The organism is uncultured Tateyamaria sp. (genome assembly GCF_947503705.1).
Classification (GTDB): domain Bacteria; phylum Pseudomonadota; class Alphaproteobacteria; order Rhodobacterales; family Rhodobacteraceae; genus Tateyamaria.
This window is the reverse complement of the sequence record NZ_CANNES010000004.1, coordinates 313,117-332,325: the sequence shown is the minus strand read 5'-3', so window position 1 is coordinate 332,325 and position 19,209 is coordinate 313,117. Positions and strand designations below refer to the sequence as shown.

General features: G+C 59.0%; 18 protein-coding genes and 1 pseudogene. 8 read left to right on the top strand and 11 right to left on the bottom strand.

What is annotated here, in order from left to right:
- Positions 1-116: pseudogene (locus Q1A44_RS12355) on the bottom strand (IS5/IS1182 family transposase); the annotation flags it as partial.
- Positions 117-633: 517 nt separating this feature from the next.
- On the opposite strand from Q1A44_RS12355, the gene Q1A44_RS12350 reads away from it, so the two are divergent.
- Entirely contained in the window at positions 634-807 is a 174-nt protein-coding gene (locus Q1A44_RS12350; protein ID WP_299625200.1) for a hypothetical protein, read from the top strand.
- A gap of 663 nt (positions 808-1,470) precedes the next feature.
- Here the strand turns inward: Q1A44_RS12350 and Q1A44_RS12345 are convergent.
- Both Q1A44_RS12345 and Q1A44_RS12340 read right to left on the bottom strand, forming a co-directional pair.
- Positions 1,471-1,770 (bottom strand): hypothetical protein, encoded by a 300-nt coding sequence (locus Q1A44_RS12345; RefSeq protein WP_299625197.1) that lies wholly within the window; start codon positions 1,768-1,770, stop codon positions 1,471-1,473.
- Between the two features lie 99 nt (positions 1,771-1,869).
- A complete protein-coding gene (locus tag Q1A44_RS12340) occupies positions 1,870-2,478 on the bottom strand; it encodes a DJ-1/PfpI family protein (protein WP_299625195.1) in 609 nt (202 codons plus the stop codon).
- 80 nt (positions 2,479-2,558) lie between these two features.
- Between Q1A44_RS12340 and Q1A44_RS12335 the strand changes: the two genes are divergently transcribed.
- Positions 2,559-3,584, top strand: coding sequence for a helix-turn-helix domain-containing protein (locus Q1A44_RS12335; protein ID WP_299625192.1), 1,026 nt, complete (start codon positions 2,559-2,561; stop codon positions 3,582-3,584).
- 41 nt (positions 3,585-3,625) lie between these two features.
- Here the strand turns inward: Q1A44_RS12335 and Q1A44_RS12330 are convergent, their stop codons facing one another.
- Genes Q1A44_RS12330 through Q1A44_RS12315 form a run of 4 tightly spaced genes read right to left on the bottom strand, consistent with a single transcriptional unit; the run spans position 3,626 to position 8,530 of the window.
- Complete coding sequence (locus tag Q1A44_RS12330) at positions 3,626-4,948, bottom strand: aspartate aminotransferase family protein (RefSeq protein ID WP_299625189.1); 1,323 nt, start codon at positions 4,946-4,948, stop codon at positions 3,626-3,628.
- Positions 4,948-5,370: an N-acetyltransferase gene (locus tag Q1A44_RS12325; protein ID WP_299625186.1), complete on the bottom strand. Its 423-nt coding sequence runs from the start codon at positions 5,368-5,370 to the stop codon at positions 4,948-4,950. The genes Q1A44_RS12330 and Q1A44_RS12325 overlap by 1 nt, the downstream gene beginning before the upstream one ends.
- Positions 5,367-6,143: a 3-keto-5-aminohexanoate cleavage protein gene (locus Q1A44_RS12320; RefSeq protein WP_299625183.1), complete on the bottom strand. Its 777-nt coding sequence runs from the start codon at positions 6,141-6,143 to the stop codon at positions 5,367-5,369. Before Q1A44_RS12320 ends, Q1A44_RS12325 begins: the two co-directional genes overlap by 4 nt.
- Entirely contained in the window at positions 6,140-8,530 is a 2,391-nt protein-coding gene (locus tag Q1A44_RS12315) for an FAD-dependent oxidoreductase (protein ID WP_299625181.1), read from the bottom strand. Before Q1A44_RS12315 ends, Q1A44_RS12320 begins: the two co-directional genes overlap by 4 nt.
- A 100-nt stretch (positions 8,531-8,630) precedes the next feature.
- On the opposite strand from Q1A44_RS12315, the gene Q1A44_RS12310 reads away from it, so the two are divergent.
- The 4 genes from Q1A44_RS12310 (at position 8,631) to Q1A44_RS12295 (ending at position 13,611) form a co-directional block, all read left to right on the top strand.
- Entirely contained in the window at positions 8,631-9,503 is an 873-nt protein-coding gene (locus Q1A44_RS12310; protein WP_299625176.1) for a MurR/RpiR family transcriptional regulator, read from the top strand.
- Between the two features lie 35 nt (positions 9,504-9,538).
- Entirely contained in the window at positions 9,539-10,507 is a 969-nt protein-coding gene (locus Q1A44_RS12305) for a TAXI family TRAP transporter solute-binding subunit (RefSeq protein WP_299625174.1), read from the top strand.
- 78 nt (positions 10,508-10,585) lie between these two features.
- Entirely contained in the window at positions 10,586-13,186 is a 2,601-nt protein-coding gene (locus Q1A44_RS12300; RefSeq protein WP_299625172.1) for a TRAP transporter permease, read from the top strand.
- The gene (locus Q1A44_RS12295; protein WP_299625170.1) at positions 13,183-13,611 is read left to right on the top strand and encodes a universal stress protein; all 429 of its coding nucleotides are present in this window, start codon (positions 13,183-13,185) and stop codon (positions 13,609-13,611) included. The genes Q1A44_RS12300 and Q1A44_RS12295 overlap by 4 nt, the downstream gene beginning before the upstream one ends.
- Positions 13,612-13,649: 38 nt before the next feature.
- Here the strand turns inward: Q1A44_RS12295 and Q1A44_RS12290 are convergent, their stop codons facing one another.
- The 4 genes from Q1A44_RS12290 to Q1A44_RS12275 are packed head-to-tail and all read right to left on the bottom strand — an operon-like array spanning position 13,650 to position 17,571.
- Positions 13,650-15,149, bottom strand: coding sequence for a malonyl-CoA synthase (locus Q1A44_RS12290; protein ID WP_299625168.1), 1,500 nt, complete (start codon positions 15,147-15,149; stop codon positions 13,650-13,652).
- Complete coding sequence (locus Q1A44_RS12285; RefSeq protein WP_299625165.1) at positions 15,146-16,432, bottom strand: malonyl-CoA decarboxylase family protein; 1,287 nt, start codon at positions 16,430-16,432, stop codon at positions 15,146-15,148. The genes Q1A44_RS12290 and Q1A44_RS12285 overlap by 4 nt, the downstream gene beginning before the upstream one ends.
- A 50-nt stretch (positions 16,433-16,482) precedes the next feature.
- Positions 16,483-17,148: a GntR family transcriptional regulator gene (locus Q1A44_RS12280; RefSeq protein WP_299625163.1), complete on the bottom strand. Its 666-nt coding sequence runs from the start codon at positions 17,146-17,148 to the stop codon at positions 16,483-16,485.
- A 36-nt stretch (positions 17,149-17,184) separates the two neighbouring features.
- Positions 17,185-17,571, bottom strand: coding sequence for a YciI family protein (locus tag Q1A44_RS12275; RefSeq protein ID WP_299625160.1), 387 nt, complete (start codon positions 17,569-17,571; stop codon positions 17,185-17,187).
- An 81-nt stretch (positions 17,572-17,652) separates the two neighbouring features.
- Here Q1A44_RS12275 and Q1A44_RS12270 point away from each other — a divergent pair, with 81 nt between their 5' ends.
- Together Q1A44_RS12270 and Q1A44_RS12265 are read left to right on the top strand one after the other, a co-directional pair.
- Entirely contained in the window at positions 17,653-18,540 is an 888-nt protein-coding gene (locus Q1A44_RS12270; protein ID WP_299625157.1) for a fumarylacetoacetate hydrolase family protein, read from the top strand.
- A complete protein-coding gene (locus Q1A44_RS12265; protein WP_299625153.1) occupies positions 18,537-19,202 on the top strand; it encodes a malonic semialdehyde reductase in 666 nt (221 codons plus the stop codon). The genes Q1A44_RS12270 and Q1A44_RS12265 overlap by 4 nt, the downstream gene beginning before the upstream one ends.
- Positions 19,203-19,209 lie beyond the last annotated feature (7 nt).

Genomic DNA, 19,209 nt, shown 5'->3' with positions numbered 1-19,209 from the left:
AAGATAATCCCACTCAAGACCCGCCGGTCATCGACGCGGGGCTTGCCGTGTGACTTGGGAAAAAAGGGCTCAAGACGTGCCATCTGCGTATCCGTTAGCCAGAAAAGACCAGACATGTTCACCACTCGTTTTTCGAACCGTGAATCACGCCGTCGCCCGGAAATCAATGGGTCCTGACCCTAGGTTTTACCTGCATTCTACTTGGTTGCGTCTTGGCACGGCGCCTGCAGCGTTTACCGCCCGCCCTCTTGTCTCGATGGGCTCAGACCGCGGGGTATGTATATTCAACGGTTGGCGGAGGTCCAAAACTTATGAAACGCTATTTGTAGATACGAGCTGCAAAGGAGTGAGTCACTTAAGAATTCAAGTAATTTGATGAAAAATTAGGCTTTTCAAGCACTAACTTGTTTTGCTTCATGGCATTGGATGCCTGCGTAGTTCCGCAACCTTTTGCAAAAAAATGCAACTTCATTGAACGATTAGTTTATTGTCAACTTTCGTTGGGCTAGAGCAGAAATCGCAATTAGTGCAAAAAAATACACTTACGACTGACAAAGTGCAAACATTTGAAATTTTGAGCTCCTAGAAATGCTTTCTCCAATTCTACAGATTTGGGAAAAGGAGCACATAATCATGAAGTACTTCAATCCCGCCTTGCACGCTGGTTCATATGCTACACTGACACTCTACAGTTTGGGCTTCCTTGATCCGATCATTCCTGCGGTTTCCTTTGGCGTTCTTTCCGGCTGCGAGGTGAGGAAGTTGTACAGTATTGCTATGGAAAAAAGTGCGAATAAACCTGATTAAGATCAGAGGTGTGATGGCGCAGAATCTGGAAGGTCTGGCTCTGCAAGGTTAAAAATGAAATTTAGTGTATCCTAAAAGACTTTATGACTGGCGTCAGTACTTAAAGCAGGTGGGTCGCGAGTCGGCATACTCATAGAATTTTGGGGAGAATTTTATCTAAGAGAAATAGAAGCCCAAAGCCTCTTGAAGAATTTTATAAAGAATCGGAGATTCAGGTTGGCGAAGGAGTAGGCTGTTTGAAAATTGAGATTGCAGAGTATGGGTGATAATGTGTGAAGAGGGTTGGGAATAAAACGCTTCTTGAGCTTATGCGTATGTTGGATATTGGCGGATAAAGATCCTTTTTCGATCACTGAGGCAGCGACAGGCTGGAAGCGACATCAAAAGCGTGAATTGAAACAGAAGTCGGTTCCTGTCGGAGGCCTCAATGCCATGAATTATTATTCTGACGTTCACCCAAAATTTGTGTCGACCTTCGCTACACCAAGTGCAGTTGGGTTTAAGGGTGTTTTTCAGAGCATCTGGTGATGACTACCACTTTGTCCTTGTGAGATACCTGTTGGATAACACTACCGCTTAGCAGCTGAGTATTGGCAAAGTACTGATAGTTCTCGGTTATCGTTACCACTAGAACCGTTGGCCTTCTCGGCTGGAGATGCGCAGTCAGCGCGGGTCATGCCGGCTGACAAAGTTTGCTGCACACTTTGCTGCACAATCCGCCACACACTGAAATACGAAATCCAAGAAAAACAAGCATTTAAGAAATTGATAAACAATAACTTTCGGACTTCGTCTCCGCCACATACCCTCAACACCATTTTGTAATGCGTTTGTCAGCGCTTCACGCTGACGTTTTGCTTGCTGTTTTGGCGCGACGGTTTGAGCTCGACTATTTTTTTGGTTTGTCGATTTATGATCTCCACCGCTGGCGACAAAGTTATCGAGCACGCTCTTGTCCGCCATGAAATGTGGTGACCTTACAGGCTGGAAACCTTCCGCACGATACCATTGGTGGCAAAAGACACATGTGGCCCTGCCGGTAAGCACCCTGACCGGCGCGGGTCACACCAGTCCGGCGGCTTTTGCGAATGGGTCCCAGTTGGCGTCTTCGTGCCACGTGTATTCGCAGCTCTTGGCCATGTTGCGCGCCACGTCCAGACCGTAGAGATCGGCCAAAACCGCAAGGGTCATGTCCATGCCTGCCGACACGCCGGAAGAGGTGAAGAACTTGCCGTCCTCGACCCAGCGCGCCTGTTTGACCCAGTTCACGTGGGGCGCGTGGTGGATCGTGGCTCTAAAGTCCATCTTGTTGGTCGTGGCCTTGCGCCCGTCCAATAGCCCTGTCATCCCGAGCAGGATCGTCCCGGTGCAGACCGCCATGACCCGTTCGGCCTGGGCCGAGGCTTGCCTGATCCAGTCCAGCACTTCGGGGTCCTCGCCCTCGTTGAGGGCGCTGTCGCCGCCGGGGATCAGCAAAAGGTCATAGTCGGTTTTTTCCGCCAGGGTCCGGTCAATGACGATCTTTTGGCCGTGCACGCTTGGCACCGGGGCGGCGGTTTTGGCGATGGTGACCACCTCGATGGCTGCGCCCATCCCGCCGAGCATTTCGATGGGGCCGAAATAGTCCAGTGTTTCAAAGCCAGGAAAGACGAATGCGCCGAGTGTTCTCATTTTGGGTCCTTTCGGGAGAGCCGGGGTGGGTCATCTGTTGACCCTGTACTACACGGGATTGGAATGGCATGAATGACAACATGACCCCTTTTTATGCCAAAGACACGCCACGTGATGTCCCACCTGACGCGCCCATGAATGTCCTTTTTGTCGTCTATCCCGACATTGTGCTGCTGGATCTTGTGGGCCCGCTTCAGGTCTTTACCCACGCCACAAAAGGGGAGGGCGCCGGGCCTGCCTACCGCACCCATGTGGTGTCCTTAGCGGGCGGAGCGACGGCGACCAACACGATCTTGCCCATCGGGACCGACCCCTTGGCCGACTGGCTGGACCCGCATTGTGACGTGCCTATCCACACGGTGGTTTTTGTGGGGGGTGATGGGGCCATACCGGCGGCCCTTGATGCTGATTTTGTGGCACAGGCCACGGTGCTGGCGCGGCGGGCTGGGCGGGTCTGTTCGGTCTGTTCCGGTGCGCTGGTGCTGGCGGCAACCGGATTGCTGGATGGCAAACGCGCGGTGACCCATTGGGAGGATTGCGACAAGCTGGCGGCTGATTATCCGGCGGTTGCGGTTGAGGTGGACCCGATCTTTATCAAGGATGGCCATGTCTGGACGTCGGCGGGCATCACGGCGGGGATTGATATGGCACTGGCCATGATCGAAGAGGATCTGGGCAAACCGGCGGCCATCGCCATGGCCAGGTCTCTGGTTGCGCCCATGGTCCGATCCGGTGGGCAATCGCAGTTCAGCGCCGAGCTTGACCGTCAAGCTCGCGATGCAGATGGCTTGTTCAGCCCTTTGCACGCTTGGATTTCAGACAATCTGGCGCGTCGGCTCACTGTGGAAGACATGGCCCGGGAATGCGGGATGAGCCCGCGCAACTTTTCGCGGCGCTACGCCAATGTGATGGGGGTGTCTCCGGCCAAGGCTCTTGAGGTTGTGCGTGTCGATGCGGCCCGTGATCTGTTGGCGACCACGGACAAGGGCGTCAAGGTTATCGCAAAGCATTGCGGGTTTCAGGATGCCGAACGGATGCGGCGCGCCTTTTTACGTGTGGCCCGGACGACGCCGTCGAAATATCGGCAGCAGTTTCGGTTGACGTAGCGGAGCGTTTTTGGGCCTTGCCCGTTCGCTTGCCGTGCCGCTCAGGGCAGGGATGCCTCGATCGCTGTGCCCAGCTTGTCGACCAATTCATCAATCTGGGCGTTGCTGATGATGAAGGGCGGGGCGAGCAGAACATGATCGCCCATGCGCCCATCCCGCGTACCCGGCATGGGATAACAGATCAGGCCCGCCTCGAAGGCGGCCGATTTGATCTTGCCCGCCAACCCGTGTGTCGAATCAAACGGGGCCTTTGTTTCGCGGTCCGCGACCAGTTCGACGCCCTGGAATAGGCCCCGTCCCCGGATGTCGCCCACGTGGGGATGCTGGCCAAACCGGTCATGCAGAGCCTTGGACAACGCCTCGCCTTGCGCGGCCGACCTTTGTGCCAGGTTCTGATCGAGGATCTTGCGCACAACGGCGAGGCCTGCGGCGGCAGCCACGGGGTGCCCGAGATAGGTGTGGCCGTGCTGGAAAAACCCGCTGCCATCCTTGATCGCGTCATAGATCATGTCGGTGCAGAGCATCGCGCCGATGGGTTGGTATCCCGCCCCCAGTCCTTTGGCGATACACAGGATGTCCGGCACGATCCCGTCGGCATCACAGGCAAAGAGGTGTCCGGTGCGCCCCATGCCGCACATCACCTCGTCCAGGATCAGCAAGACGCCGTGTTGGTCGCAAATCTCGCGAATGCGTTTGAAATAGCCCGCGACCGCAGGCACCGCGCCCAAGGTTGCGCCGACTACGGGTTCGGCCATGAAGGCCATGACGGTGTCCGGACCCAGGCGCAGGATTTCATCCTCAAGTTCTTGGGCGGCGCGCTGCCCGTAGTCGGTGGCACTCTCGCCCGCGTCGCGCAGCATGTATTCGTAGCAAGGCGCGATATGGCTGACCTCGATCAGAAGCGGGGCGAATTGGCGTTTGCGCAGAGCGTTGCCCCCCGCCGCCAGCGCGCCCAGCGTGTTGCCGTGATAGCTTTGCTTGCGGGCGATCAGGTGGCGGCGCTCTGGCGCGCCTTTTTCCACGAAATACTGGCGGGCCAGCTTGATGGCCGCCTCTGTCGCCTCGGACCCGCCTGACACGAAATAGACCCGATCGATGTTGCCCGGCGCATGTGCCACCAGCAGGTCGGCCAAGGCTTCTGCCGGTTCTGATGTCAGAAATCCGGTATGGGCAAAGGCCAGGCTGGCCACCTGGTCCTGGACGGCCTTGATCACGTCGGCGTCGCCGTGCCCCAGGCAGGACACCGCCGCGCCCCCGGAGCCATCGAGATACTTTCTGCCATCGCTGTCAAAGAGATAGCAGCCCTCGCCGCGTACGGCGACGGGTGGGGTTTTGTGGCAGTGGCGGGGAAATACATGTGACATCACGGGGTGCTTTCTTGCACAGAGGTTGCGAATTGCAGGCTGGTGCGTGCCAGCCCGTTGCGTTCATAAAAGCGGTGCGCGTCTGCGCGCCTGAGTCCGCTGCACAAGCGCAAGTGGTCGCAGCCAAGCGCGCGCGCTTCGGTTCGGGCGTGATCCAGCAGGGCCGCACCGATCCCGCTGCTGCGGCGCTGTTCGTGCACCACCAGATCATCAATATAAAACGTTTTGCCCCAGTACACATCATGGGTGATGTGAAAACCGAGGCAGGCGCTGCGATCCTGGGTCACAAAGGCGCGGTAACCATTGGCGATGGCCTCGGCCAGGCGACGTTCGAAAAGTGCAGGCTCAAGGCCCGACCGCAGCAAGCGCAGGATGGGGCCGATCACGGTCGCATCGGTGCTGGTTTCAATGGCGGGTGTCAAGCGGCGCATCCTTTGCCTTGATGCACCAATGCCGTTCTGAGGGCGCGCACCGCTTGCGCATTGTCGGACCAGATCGTGCCGTCCGGTGCGACCCTGTTATTCTCGAATCCGATCCGCAGGGCGCATCCAAGCTGATGTGCCCGGATCAGACAGTTTTGTTCTCCTGCCCCAAAGGCGCATACCGTGATCCGAAGGTCAGCCGTTGTTGCCGCTTGCAACAAGGGGGGCAGTTCGGCGGGATCGCCTGCACGCGGGGGGGCGTATTGGCCAAGCACGAGTATGGCATCACGTTGGGATGCGCAGACTGTCCCGTCTGCATACCAGCGCTGCAGCTGATCAACGCAGGACCGGTCGTAAAGGATGTGCTGAACTTGCGTATTCTGATCCATGGCGGTGGCATAAAGGCGCGCGGCCAGATTTGGCGCGCGGGCCATTTCGCGCACCGCAACGCTGGCGGCTGCTGGCTTCAGCGTCGCGATCAGATGCAGTTGGTCGGCAACTTCGTATCGTCCGGCGGCCTCTGTGGTGATCTGAATGGCCATGTCGGGCGCTGCGCGCTCCACTGCGCCGATGGCTTCGCGGTAGCGTTCGGGATCAAGGCTGTGCCGCCCATTGTCGTCGCGCACATGCAGATGGATGGCATCCGCGCCTGCCGCCAGGCAGGCGCGTGCCGTCCGTGCCAGTTCGTCGCCCGATATTGGCACTGCCGGGTGGCCGGATTTTTGCAACCTCGCGCCATTTGGCGCGACCGTGATCCGGGGCGCGCTGGTCATGGCCGCATCCTTTCGCCACCGGGATCGAATGCGGGTTCGACCCGCATGACACCTGCAACCTTGCGCCCTGCAATATCGACCGTGATCGCGGCGCCGTCCTCAACCTGCCTGACATGGGCCAGGGCAATCGGGGCACCGATCCGGTAGCCGTAAGCAGCCGAAGTGGTTTGTCCGATGATCTTGTCGCCCAGATAGACCGATTCGTGGCCAATCGGGACGGCAGTATCCTCATGCAGAATGATCGTGACCATCGACAGGCTTTGCGTTTTGACGTGCTCGGCCAGCGCCTCCGCCCCGACAAAACCGCCTGTCTTTTTCGCCATGCCCGCCATGCCCACTACAAAAGGGCTGATGTCACCATCCAACTCGTGACCCATGGCGGCAAACCCCTTTTCGATCCGCATGGAGGTTTGCGCGAAAAGGCCGGCAGGCACGGCACCGGCCTGTGTCAACGCGGCATAGATTGCGCGCGCGTTCTCGGCCTTGCAGGTGATTTCAAATCCTGCCTCGCCCACATAGGACATGCGCACCGCGCGCACATGTTTGCCTGCGATATGGGCAGGGCCCACTTTGAAATAGCCCAGTTCGTTCAACTCGGGCGCGCCGGTTTGCGCGACGATGCGCGCTGCCTTTGGACCCATAAGGCCCAGCACGGCGTAGTCTTCGGTGCTGTCGGTCAGGGTCACGTCAAATCCGTCCCTATGGCGGGTCAGCCAGGCCAGGTCCCGCTTGATTGCGTTGGTGCCCACAAATAGCCGGTAGTGATTGGTGTCGATGCGGTGGGCGGTGATGTCGCTTTCATAGGTGCCGCGCGAGTTCAGGACGGCGGTGTAAATTGCGGTGCCGACGGGCCGGTCCATATTGCGCATGCAGACATATTGCAGAAAGGCGCAGGCATCCGGGCCGGTGACCTCGATCTTGCCAAAGGGCGAGGCATCGAACACCGCCGCCGCCTCATGTGCGGCCTTGACCTCGGCCCGGACATTTTCGAACCAGTCGGGCCGGGCAAAGGTCATCTGGGGTTCGGCCGTTTTGCCGAAATAGAGCGGGCGTTCCCAGCCATAGACCTGGCCCATATGGGCCTTGGCGGCGCGGTATTCGGCATCCAGCGGCAAGAGGCGCAGATCGCGTGCGGTTTTGAGTTGGCGGCCCGGATAGGCGATCTCGTAATGGGTGCCCAGGATTTCCGGTGCGCGCGCCATCAGGTGATCCAGCGAATTGTAAATGGGCGCAAACCGTTTGGCATCAGCCTCACCCAGGTCATATGCAGTATGGCCATGCACGATGGCATGGGCGAGGTTCATACCCGCGCCGCCGCCCGACGCCATGCCCACCGAATTCATCCCGCAGCCCAGAAACAAGCCCTTTGTTTCGGCGGTCTCACCCAGCATGAACATCCCGTCGGGCGTAAAGCTTTCAGGCCCGTTCAGCAGCATCTTGACCTCTGCGGTTTCAAGCGCGGGCAACCGGTTGAGCGCGTTCATCATCATCGGCTCGAAGTGATCCCAGTCTTCGCCCAAGAGGCCGAATTCAAAGTCTGCGTTCAGCACGCCGGGCTTGATCGGCTTGCCCATCGGCTCAAAGCAACCCACGAGCAATCCGCCGCTGTCATCGCGGATATAGAGGTGGTTGTCGTGGTCAGAGAGCGTGGGCATGTTGCCGGTGACGCCGTCAATGGGTTTGGTCAGCAGATAGAAATGTTCGCAGGCCAGTGCGGGCACGTCGGCCCCCGCCATCGCCCCGACCTCGCGCGACCATAGCCCGGCACAAAGTGCAATGGCGTCGCACATGACAGTGCCTTGAGTGGTCTCGACGCCTGTGATGCGGCCATCCTTGGTCAGGATGCCGGTGACGCCGGTTTTCTCAAAGATTCTTGCTCCGCGCGCCTTGGCCCCTTTGACCAATGCGGCGCAAACGTCGGAGGGTGAGACGCGTCCGTCTTCAGGTGACCAAACGGCGCCGAGCACATCGTCGGCATTCATCAGGGGCCAACGCTCTTTCGCTTCACCGGTGCTGATCCATTGCGCGTTGATGCCAAAGGCATGGGCCAGCGCCTCTTGCCTGCGCACATGTACCGCGCGGTCTGGTGTGGTCGCGAGAGAGAGCGAGCCCTTTTGAATCCAGCCCACATTCTGGCCCGTTTCTTCCTCAAGTCGGGCATAGAGGTCGACGGAATATTGGATCATGCGGGTCAGGTTGTGCGAATGGCGCAGCGCGCGCACTTGCGCTGCCGAATGCCAGGTCGTGCCAGAGGTCAGCGTATTGCGTTCGAGCAGAATGGCATCGGTCACGCCCATTTCAGCAAGGTGGTAGAGGGTGGAACACCCCATGATCCCGCCCCCGATGACAACGACAGAGGCATGGGCGGGAAGTGTGGAATCGGCCATTTTTTAAGCTCCAGCTTTGCCTCGAATGAAACACTTGTTTCAAAAGTTGACAAGATGGAAAACAATTGAAACATTCAGTTTCAGCATCCACGGGGGATTCGTGATCCACAGCGCAACCATAGAAGACCGCATCAACGGCGCGTACACTGGCCTGAGTGGCAAGTTGCAGGTTGCGGCGAAATATGTGGCGGATAACCCGGTGGATATTGCGACCCGGTCGCTGCGCGCGGTTGCGGCATCAAGCGGGGTATCGCCTGCCACGTTTTCGCGGCTGGCCCGCGTGCTGGGCTATGCGGATTACGAACAAATGCGCGAAGAGGGGCGCGAGGCGGTGGAGCGCAAGATCTCTCCCTTTTCGGAACGTGCCCATGTGCTGCTGGAAACGACCTCGGGGCAGGGGGCCAGCACCGTGTTGCAGCGCCAGGCCATGGCCTGCCGGTCCAATATCGAAGAACTTCAAAGTGCGATTGACCCCGATCGGCTGAGCGCTGCGGTGGAAAAACTGCACGCGGCGCGCACGGTCCTGTTAGTGGGGGCGATGGGCTCTGCCGGGATCATTGATTACTTCGGATATATGGCCCATTGGTTCAAGGCCAACTGGAAAACCGTTGGCCGCAATGGCACTGAATTGTCGCCAGCCCTTTCGCGGCTGGGGTCTGACGATGTTGTCTTTGCCCTGGCCAAATCGCCCTATGCGCGGCGTACGGTTGCGGCACTCAAGGTGGCGCGCGAGGCGGGCGCCACGACCATCGTGATCACCGACAGCCGCACCTCGCCTGCGCTGCAATTTTCGGATTTCGGTTTTGTGACGCGGACCGAAAGTCCCCAATTTTTCTCGTCTTATGCGGCCACTTTGGTGTTGATGGAGGCGATCATCAGCCTTCTTCTGGCACGGGTGGGCCCGGAGGCCGAGGCAATGATCCGCTCTGCGGAAATACAGATTGACGGTCTGGGAGAAAACTGGACTTCATGACGACGATCCACATACCAAACAAGGGAGAGACCAAAATGGTTGTGAAAAATATTCTAGCGGGCGCAGCAGTGGCCGCGACACTGGCTCTGACGGGGGGCGCAAGCGCCCAGCAGACCTTTATTACGATCGGGACTGGTGGCGTCACGGGCGTTTACTATCCCACAGGCGGCGCGATCTGCCGTCTGGTGAACAAGGGCCGCAAAGAGCACGGCATTCGTTGCTCGGTCGAATCCACCGGCGGTTCTGTCTACAACACCCGCACCATCCGCGAAGGCGAATTGGACTTTGGCGTTGTGCAATCAGACGTGCAATCGGCTGCCATGGAAGGTGTCCGCGCCTTTGACGGCGACGAGCCTTATGCCGATCTGCGCGCTGTGTTCTCGGTCCATTCCGAGCCGATGCATGTGATGGTCCGGGCCGATAGCGGTATCGATTCCGTCATGGCAATGAAAGGCAAGCGGATCAACATCGGCAACCCCGGTTCGGGCACGCGTGTTCTGGCCGATGTTCTGATGGAAAACGCAGGTGTGTCACCTGACGATTTCGCGCTGGCCGCCGAGCTGAAATCTTCCGAGCAGGCCGCAGCGCTCTGTGATGGCAAGATCGACGCCGCAATCTGGGCCGCGGGTCTGCCCAACGGCTCCACCATGGAAGCCACGTCGACCTGCGACATCAAGTTGCTGGACCTGACAACATCGGGCACAGACAAGGTTCTGGCGTCCAACGCCGCCTATGCCGCGGCAACGATCCCCGGTGGTCTGTATCCGGGCAATGACGCTGATGTGGCCTCCTGGGGTCCAAAAGCCACCTTCGTTGTGGATGCCAACACGTCTGACGAGGTCGTTTATGTTCTGGTCAAATCCATCTTTGAAAACTTCGATGACTTCAAAAAACTGCACCCGGCCTTTGGCACGTTGACGCAGGAAGGCATGATCAAAGACGGTTTGTCCGCGCCTCTGCACCCCGGTGCGGCGAAGTACTACTCTGAGCAAGGCTGGATGTAATCCGCACTTGACCTGACAAACGCCTCGGCCCCTAGATGCGGGCCGAGGCACAATAAAAAGACAAAACCGGGGGATGGTATGACGGATGCAGCGACCAAACGGGACGACACTGCACTAGAGGACATCCTTGCGGATGCAGACACAGGCGGGCGCGTACCCACGGGTGGGTTTGACCGCGCAGCCCTTTGGTATCTGCCGCTGGCTTGGGCGATTTACCAGCTTTGGATTGCCTCGCCCCTGCCTTTCATCGTCGGATTTGGGGTGTGGAATGACACCCAGACCCGCGCAATTCACCTTGGATTTGCCGTGTTGCTGGCCTTCCTGGCCTTTCCCGGCCTGAAATCGAGCCCGCGCACACATATTCCGAAACTCGCCTGGATTGTGGCCATCGTCGCCGCCATTGCTGCCTCGTATCTGTGGTGGGATTATCGCGGCGTGGCCCAACGCACCGGCAACCCCAGCACCACGGATGTGGTCATGGCGGGTGTCGGCATTGTCCTGCTGCTTGAGGCAGCGCGCCGCTCGCTGGGCTTCCCCTTGATGGGCGTGGCGCTGTTCTTCCTCGGCTACGTTTTCTTTGGATCATGGTCCGGCTTGCCCGAAGTGGTGCAATGGAAAGGCGCGTCCTTTAACAAGGCGATGAGCCATATGTGGCTGACCACCGAAGGGGTATTTGGCGTCGCCTTGGGGGTTTCCAGCGGCTTTGTGTTCCTCTTTGTCCTGTTCGGCTCGCTGCTTAATCAGGCAGGGGCGGGCAACTATTTCCTGAAATTGGCTTTTGCGGCCCTCGGCCACTTGCGCGGCGGGCCTGCCAAAGCGGCGGTGATCGCGTCGGCGGCGACGGGCCTGATCTCTGGCTCGTCTATTGCCAATGTGGTCACCACGGGTACGTTCACGATCCCCTTGATGAAAAAGGTGGGCTTTCCGGCGACCAAGGCGGGTGCTGTAGAGGTGTCTTCTTCGATCAACGGCGTGCTGACGCCGCCAGTCATGGGCGCTGTGGCCTTTTTGATGACTGAATATGTGGGCATTTCCTATGTGGAAGTGGTCAAAACCGCGATTGTGCCGGCTGCGATTTCCTATGTGGCGCTGGTCTATATCGTGCACCTTGAAGCCCTGAAAATGGGCATGACCGGTACATCTCGCATGAACCCTATCAAGTTCATGCTGGGCGCGATCTTTATCATTGCGATTTCGATCGTGATTGCCGGAGGGACGCTGTTTTTGACCGGTGTCATTGTGGATGCGCTGGGCAGTGCCTTTGGCGGTGCCTCACTTTATGTGATCCTGGCGATCATGCTGGCGGCCTATGTGGCAGCGGTGCGTTTTGCGGCGCAGGGACCTGACCTTGATATGAGCCTTGAGTCGATGCAGCACCTGCCGCCCACCAAGGAGATTTTCAAAACCGGCATCCACTATCTGATGCCTATCCTGCTGCTGATGTATCTGTTGATGATCGAGCGGAAATCGCCGGGCCTGTCGGCGTTCTGGTCCACGATCTTCATGCTGTTCATCCTGCTGACCCAAAACCCGCTCAAGGCCTATTTCCGTGGGCAGAGCGACGTGGCGGCCAAGATCAAGGACGGTGTTTCAGACATTGCCGAGGGCATGATTGCAGGGGCACGCAACATGATCGGCCTTGCGGCGGCCATGGGCGTTGCGGGCATCATCGTGGGGGCCGTCACTTTGACCGGCATTGGCCAGGTCATGGCGGAGTTCGTCGAGTTCCTGTCTGGCGGCAACCTTCTGGCGATGCTGTTCTTTGTGGCGGTGATCTCGATCATCCTTGGCATGGGGCTGCCCACGACCGCCAACTACATCGTTGTGTCCTCGTTGATGGCGGGCGTTGTTGTGGAACTTGGCGCGCAAAACGGACTGATTGTGCCGCTGGTCGCGGTGCATATGTTCGTCTTCTACTTTGGAATCATGGCGGATGTGACGCCGCCCGTGGGGCTTGCCAGTTTTGCGGCGGCCGCCATTTCCAAGGGTGACCCTCTCAAGACGGGCTTCCAGGCGTTCTTCTATTCGATCCGCACGGCGCTGCTGCCCTTCCTGTTCATCTTCAACACCGATTTGCTGTTGATCGATGTCGGGCCGGTGCAGGCGGTGTTTGTGTTTATCGTAGCACTGATCGCCATGCTGCTCTTTGCCGCCGGGACCATGAATTACTTCATGGTGAAATCTCGATTGTGGGAAAGTGCCGCCCTTTTGGTCGCTGCCTTTATCCTGTTCCAGCCGGGCTATTTCCTGAACCAGTTCCAACCGGAATTCGAGCAAAGGCCCGGGGCCGAGCTTTTTGAAATGGCGGCGGCGGCGGATGACAATGCCTCGCTCAGGGTCCGGTTGTCGGGCGAGAACCTGAACGGCGATATGGTTGATGCACGCTATCTCCTGCCGCTCGGCGCGGCAGGGCCGGACGGTCAGACGCGCCTGTTGGATGGGGCAGGGATCGAGTTCCGCGATGAGGATGGCACGCTCTTTGTGGACAACCTGAACTTTGGCGGCCCGTCCGAGCAGTTGGGCATCGATTTCGACTGGGAGGTCATGGAACTGGACGTCGAAGCGGACCGTATGCCCAAGGAATTGTTCTATATCCCAGCGCTCGCCATCTTGCTGCTTGTCTGGATGCTTCAGATGCGTCGCAAGCGCGAACAAGACCAAGAGGAGGCCCTCGCATGACCCAGCATATTCTTTGCGCTGTCGACCTGACCCATCTCAAGGATGCCCGCCATCTGTTGATCGAGGCGAGCAATCTGGCCGAATTCTATGGCGCCACGCTCAGCGTCGTGACGGTTCTGCCGGACTATAATTCGTCCTGGGTTGGCAGCTTCTTTAAAGAGGGCACGCTGAAAGAGGCGGCGGAAGCGGCCAATGATTCGCTGCATGCCTTGGTCAAGGACGCGTTGCCGGACCGCACCCAGGTACAGCACATCGTCGAGATCGGCGTGGTCTATGAGCAGGTGTTGCGCGCCATTAAAGAATCCAACGCGGACCTTGTCATCGTGGGGGCGCACAAACCGGACATGGCCGACAAGATCCTTGGCCCAAACTCGGCCCGCATCGCGCGGCTTGCGCCCGTGTCGACCCTGGTCTTGCGAATGTGACGGGGTGTGCGTGCGGCCCGGGCCGCATAGGTGCCGCGTCAAGCGCTATATTGATCTTTTAGAAGGTTCTTTTGCACTTTGCCCATCGTGTTTCGGGGCAGGGCGTCAAGGATGATATAGCGGCGGGGATGTTTGAAACGGGCCAGTTGCGGTTCCACAAACGCCCTCAGCGCCTCAAGATCAAGGGACATGCCGTGCCGCACGGTGACGGCGGCCAGAACCGCCTCGCCAAAGTCGGGATGCGGTACGCCGAAGACGGCGCTTTCCTGCACGGCGTCCATGTCGTTGATGACGTCCTCGACCTCTTTGGGATAGATGTTGTAGCCGCCTGAAATGATCAGATCCTTGGACCGGCCCACAATCGACACCCGCCCGTCATCCGCCATGATGCCCAGATCGCCGGTGATGAAGAACCCGTTTTCGCGCAGCTCTTCGGCTGTCTTTTCGGGCATGTTCCAATAGCCTTGAAAGACATTGTCACCGCGCACTTCGATCATCCCGATTTCGCCCCGGGGCAGGGGGCTGCCTGTTTCGGGGTTGGTCACCTCGACGTCCGTGCCGGGCAGGGCAAAGCCCACGGTGCCTGCGATCCGGTCGCCGTCAAAGGGGTTTGAAGTGATCATGTTGGTTTCGGTCATCCCATAGCGTTCCAGGATGCGGTGCCCGGTGCGCGCCTCGAACGCTGTATGCGTTTCCGCTAAAAGCGGGGCAGAGCCCGACACGAAAAGGCGGATGTTCTGGGTCAGCGTGGCAGTGAACCGGTTGTCGCTCAGGAGACGCGTGTAGAATGTGGGCACGCCCATCATCATCGTGGCGTTGGGTAGTTCCGCAAGAATCGTGTCGAGGTCGAATTGCTCCATGAACCGCACTTGTGCGCCCGCCAAAAGCGCCGTGTTCATCGCCACAAAAAGCCCATGGGTGTGAAAGATCGGCAAGGCGTGGATAAGCCTGTCGCCCTTGGTGATCTGCCACAGGTCGGTCAGCGCAATGGCGTTCGACAACAGGTTCTTGTGGCTAAGCATTGCGCCCTTGGAGCGCCCCGTGGTGCCGGAGGTATAAAGCAGGGCCGCCAAGTCATCCGGGCCACGGGCCACTGTGTCAAAGCCCTCTGGGCAGGTATCTGCGGCACGCGACAAGCTACCACCACTTTGGGTCAGCGTCAGGACGCGTGCACCAACCGTGTCCGCAATCGCGCTGATGTCGATTTCGTCTTTGGCATCGCAGACAATCACCTGTGGGTCGGCATCCGTGATGAAATAGCGCAATTCGCTTTGCGTATAGGCCGTGTTCAGCGGCAAATAGACCCCTCCCGCCTGAACAGTGGCCACAAAGAGCGCGATGGTATCGGCCAGCTTTGGGGCCTGCACCACCACGCGGTCGCCGGGCCGCACACCCGCGTCGCGCAGCACATGCGCGATCTGGCCCGCGCGCTTGGCGAAGGCACCGTAAGACATCTGGGTTCCGTCGTCGCAGTCCAGAAAGAGGGTGTCGTTTCCAGCGTGTTTGGCTACGAGGGCGTCATAGAGGGTGTTCGTCACGTGACAGGTTCCTTGGGCTTGGTAGGTGTGGCCGCGCTGGCCAGTGCGCGCACCGTGCGCGAAGCGGCGATTTTGCCATGCAAGGCAAAGCTTTCGTGGTTTTGTTCGGTATCGGACAAGTCATAGAGATAGTTCACCATCGCGCCTGCCGATTGCGCCTGGCCATTGGCCGAACTGTCGGCGTTCGCGTGCAGGGCGTGGACTTCTGCCCCGTTGCCCAGATGAAAGCGGGCGACAGGATCGAGGGGCTGGCCATCTGCGCGCTCGGCCTCAAGCAAATAGCTGGCTGCCTTGGCGCACAGATCCTCGGGCGGGGCATGTCCATCCAGAATGGCCCGGGCCGTCTGATCGTCGCCCTGCGCGCGCAGCCATGTCGTGAGGCCGGGAATGGGCGACAGGGTCACGAATTTCTCAAGCCCCGCAATTTCCAGCGACAGTTCTGCCACCACCTGCTTGATCAATAGGTTCCCGAAACTGATGCCCGTCAGCCCTTTTTGACAATTGGAGATCGAGTAGAAGACTGCGACCCGCGCGTCTTCCGCGCTGATCGGTGTGCGCCCCTCGCTCAGCAGCAGATCGACTGAGCCGGGCACATCGGTCGTCAGGGCGACTTCGACAAAAATCAGTGGCTCGTCGGGCATGGAGGGGTGGAAAAAGGCAAAACAGCGCCGGTCGGGCGGATAAAGCCTGCGCCGCAGGTCATCCCAATCGTTGATCTGATGCACCGCTTCATAGGCCACGATCTTGTCCAGGATGCGCGCGGGCGTGTCCCAACTGATTTGTTTGAGCACCAGAAAGCCGCGATTGAACCAACTACGCAACAGGTGCACCATGTCGCTGTCGGTGCGCTTGAGGTCCGGGTGGTCGCGCGACAGCCGCAACAGATCGACGCGCATCGCGACGATGTTGGCCGTGGCCCCCATGGGTTGGTTGAGGCGGCGCAAAAGTTCCTGGCGGCGCGGTTCGGCCGTTTGCGTCAACTCCTGATACAGGCTGTCTGTGGGCGCAAAAGCATAGTCGGCGGCGAGTTCCGCCAGACGGGCGGCGTCAAATTCCATCTCGGAATTGAGAAACTGGAAGAAGGCCAGCTTTTCGTCATCGGTCAGAGCGCTGTAGCGGGCCAGAACAGTCGTGGCCAGGCGGTAGCCCGATACCTCGCCCTCGGCTGACATCAACGCGCGACACAGATTGTAGATGTCGCGCGTGTCGTCCTTGCTGCGCTCAGGGTTGTGTCGGTCAAAAAGGTGCGACAGCAAATCGCCCAAGAACCGATTGCGTTGCATATGCGGGCCTCCTGCTGTTGCGTGCGGGTCCTAAGCGGGCACCCCGGGGGTTAGTGATCCATCTGCTGGCCGAGATACTCGCCAGTAAGTCGGTAATGGGTCAGCAAGCGATCAGAGGCGCGGTCCGCGTCGTGGTCAAGGGCCGCATCCAGCACGCTTTTATGTTCGGCGGCGATGTCGCGCTTTTGATACCGTGCGCCGCCTGCGGCCAGATAGCGGTAGCGGATGTTGAGGTCATACAGTTGGGCGCAATAGCGTTCGAGCGTAGGCAATCCGCTGTTTTCCAACAGCGCCATATGGAAAGTCTTGTGCGCCACTTCGAATTCGGGCGTGCCCTTTTGACGGGCGCGGTTCATGTGGTGGTGACAAAGGACCAACCGTTCTTCCCACGCGGTGCCGCCATTGGCGATGGAGGCACGCAAGGCCATATCTTCCAGCGTGCAACGCAGCATCAGGATTTCCTCGAAATTGGCCTTGCTGGCGGGTGCGGCGCGAAATCCGCGCTGGTCCAGACGCTCGACCAACATGTCCGAGGTCAGCAGGCTCAGCGCCTCGCGGATCGGGCTGGCGCCGGTTTTGAGCAAGGCGCGCAACTGTTCAATCTTGAGCTTTTCGCCCGCAGGCAATTCGCCCGTCAGGATCATTTGGCGTAAGGTCAGATAGGCGCTGCGCGTCGCGGAGGCACCCTTGCCGTCGCCGTCTTTCATCATGTTCATGACCGTATACCCCGACATCGTTTCAATGCGTGACCCCTAGCTGAGCGTCGTCCCGCCCGTGGACAATCCGACAGACAGGTGCAGCGAACCCTCGTTTATCATCCAACGCCGCAGCACGAAACTGCGCGCGCCGGTTTTGTGCATCGGGTCGGCTTCGGCCAGCGCACGTGCCGCCTCAAGGCTTGGGGCGCGGTAGATGATCAGGCCGACGCCCTGCATGTTCTCGCCGCTTTCGTCTGACATCGGGCCTGCCAGAGCCAACCGTCCCGCCCGTTCAAGATCGGCCTGATAGGCGAGGTGATCCGGCAGCGCAGCCTTGACGTCATCGGGCGATTTGGCCGGTGTGCTGATCGCCGCATAAAGCTCAAGCGCCAGTGCGCCCCGCGCCTTTGCTGCGGCTTTGTACTCTACCCATGCAACCATGCTGGCCTCCCAAAAATATCGATATTTATTGACACATGGCTATATTGTAGGCAGAAATTGCCTGAACTGACAAGGATGACGATGATGAAATATCTGGTGGGCGAAACGTCGGAGGGCTCAGCGGTCTTTGCCGTGGTGGGCGAAAAAGCGGTGAATTTAACGGCTTTGAGCCCAAGCGTAGGTTCCGATCTGATGGGGCTGATTGCGGACCCGAGCCTGGCGGATGCTTTGACGAATCAAATCGCAGCGGCGCCCACGATTCCGGTTGCCTCGATCACGCCTGCGCTGCCTGTGGCAGCACCCGGCACCATCATCTGCATGGGTTTGAACTATACCGACCACATCAAAGAGGGTGGCTATGACATTCCTGAATACCCCGCCCTGTTCATGCGTGGTAAAAACTCGATCATGGCGGCGGGCAAGCCGATGGTGCGCCCAAGCTGTTCTGAAACCCTCGATTACGAGGCAGAACTGATGCTGATCGTGGGCAAGGGTGGGCGTCATATCAGCAAAGAGGCGGCTCTCGACCACGTGTTTGGCTATACCGTGTTCAATGACGGGTCTGTGCGCGAATACCAGCGCAAGACGCATCAATGGACGCCCGGCAAGAATTTTGACGACACCGGCGCCATCGGCCCGTTTACGGTCACCCCGGATGAAGTGCCTGCGGGCGCTGCCGGCCTAAAGATCGAGAGCCGGGTGGGCGATGAAATCCTGCAAAGCTCGAACACGGCCAACATGATCTGGGATGTTGCCACCGTCATTGCGACCATTTCTGAATACACCACGCTCGAACCCGGCGACTTGATTGCGATGGGCACACCGCCAGGTGTCGGTCACGCCAAGAAACCGAACCCACGTTGGTTGCGTCCCGGCGAAACTGTCGAGATCGAGATTGAGGGTATCGGCATCTGTGCCAGCCCGGTGATCGATGAAAAGGACGCAGGCACTCAGGTGGCCGCCGAATGAACGCCCCGACCGGAGATGCTCTGAACGCGGCGCGGGCTGCAGCGCAACAAGGCCACCGCGACCTGCGTGGCCGCATCGGGCGGTTGTCGGATGACGCGATTGATCTGATCCTGCGCGAGGCCCGTTCGCATTACGCCTGGACCGATCAGCCTATCCCCGATGGTCTGCTCGAAGAGATATTCGAAATCACGATCAACGGCGCCACCAGCATGAACACGCTGCCCGCGCGGTTTGTTTTTGTAAAAAGCCCAGAGGGCAAGGCGCGCCTTGCCAAGTCGCTGAAACCGCAGAATGTGCCCAAGATGATGGGCGCCCCTGTGACGGCGATTATCGCGCAGGACATGGATTTCTGGCACGAATTGCCCTTTACCTTTCCGCACGAGGACCGACGCCATCTGTTCGAGGGCAAGCCTGACTACATCGCCGACACCGCCGATCGGAACGCCACCTTGCAGGGCGCGTATTTCATGATTGCTGCTCGCGCCGTGGGTCTGGATGTGGGAGCCATGTCTGGCTTTTCCAACCAGATCGTGGACGAAGAGTTCTTTGCCGGCACGACCCTGAAATCCAATTTCCTGTGCAACATTGGTTATGCCGACGAGACGGCGCTGTTCCAGAAACTGCCCCGTTTTTCCTTTGACCAAGTCTGTACCTATGCGTGAGGACCGC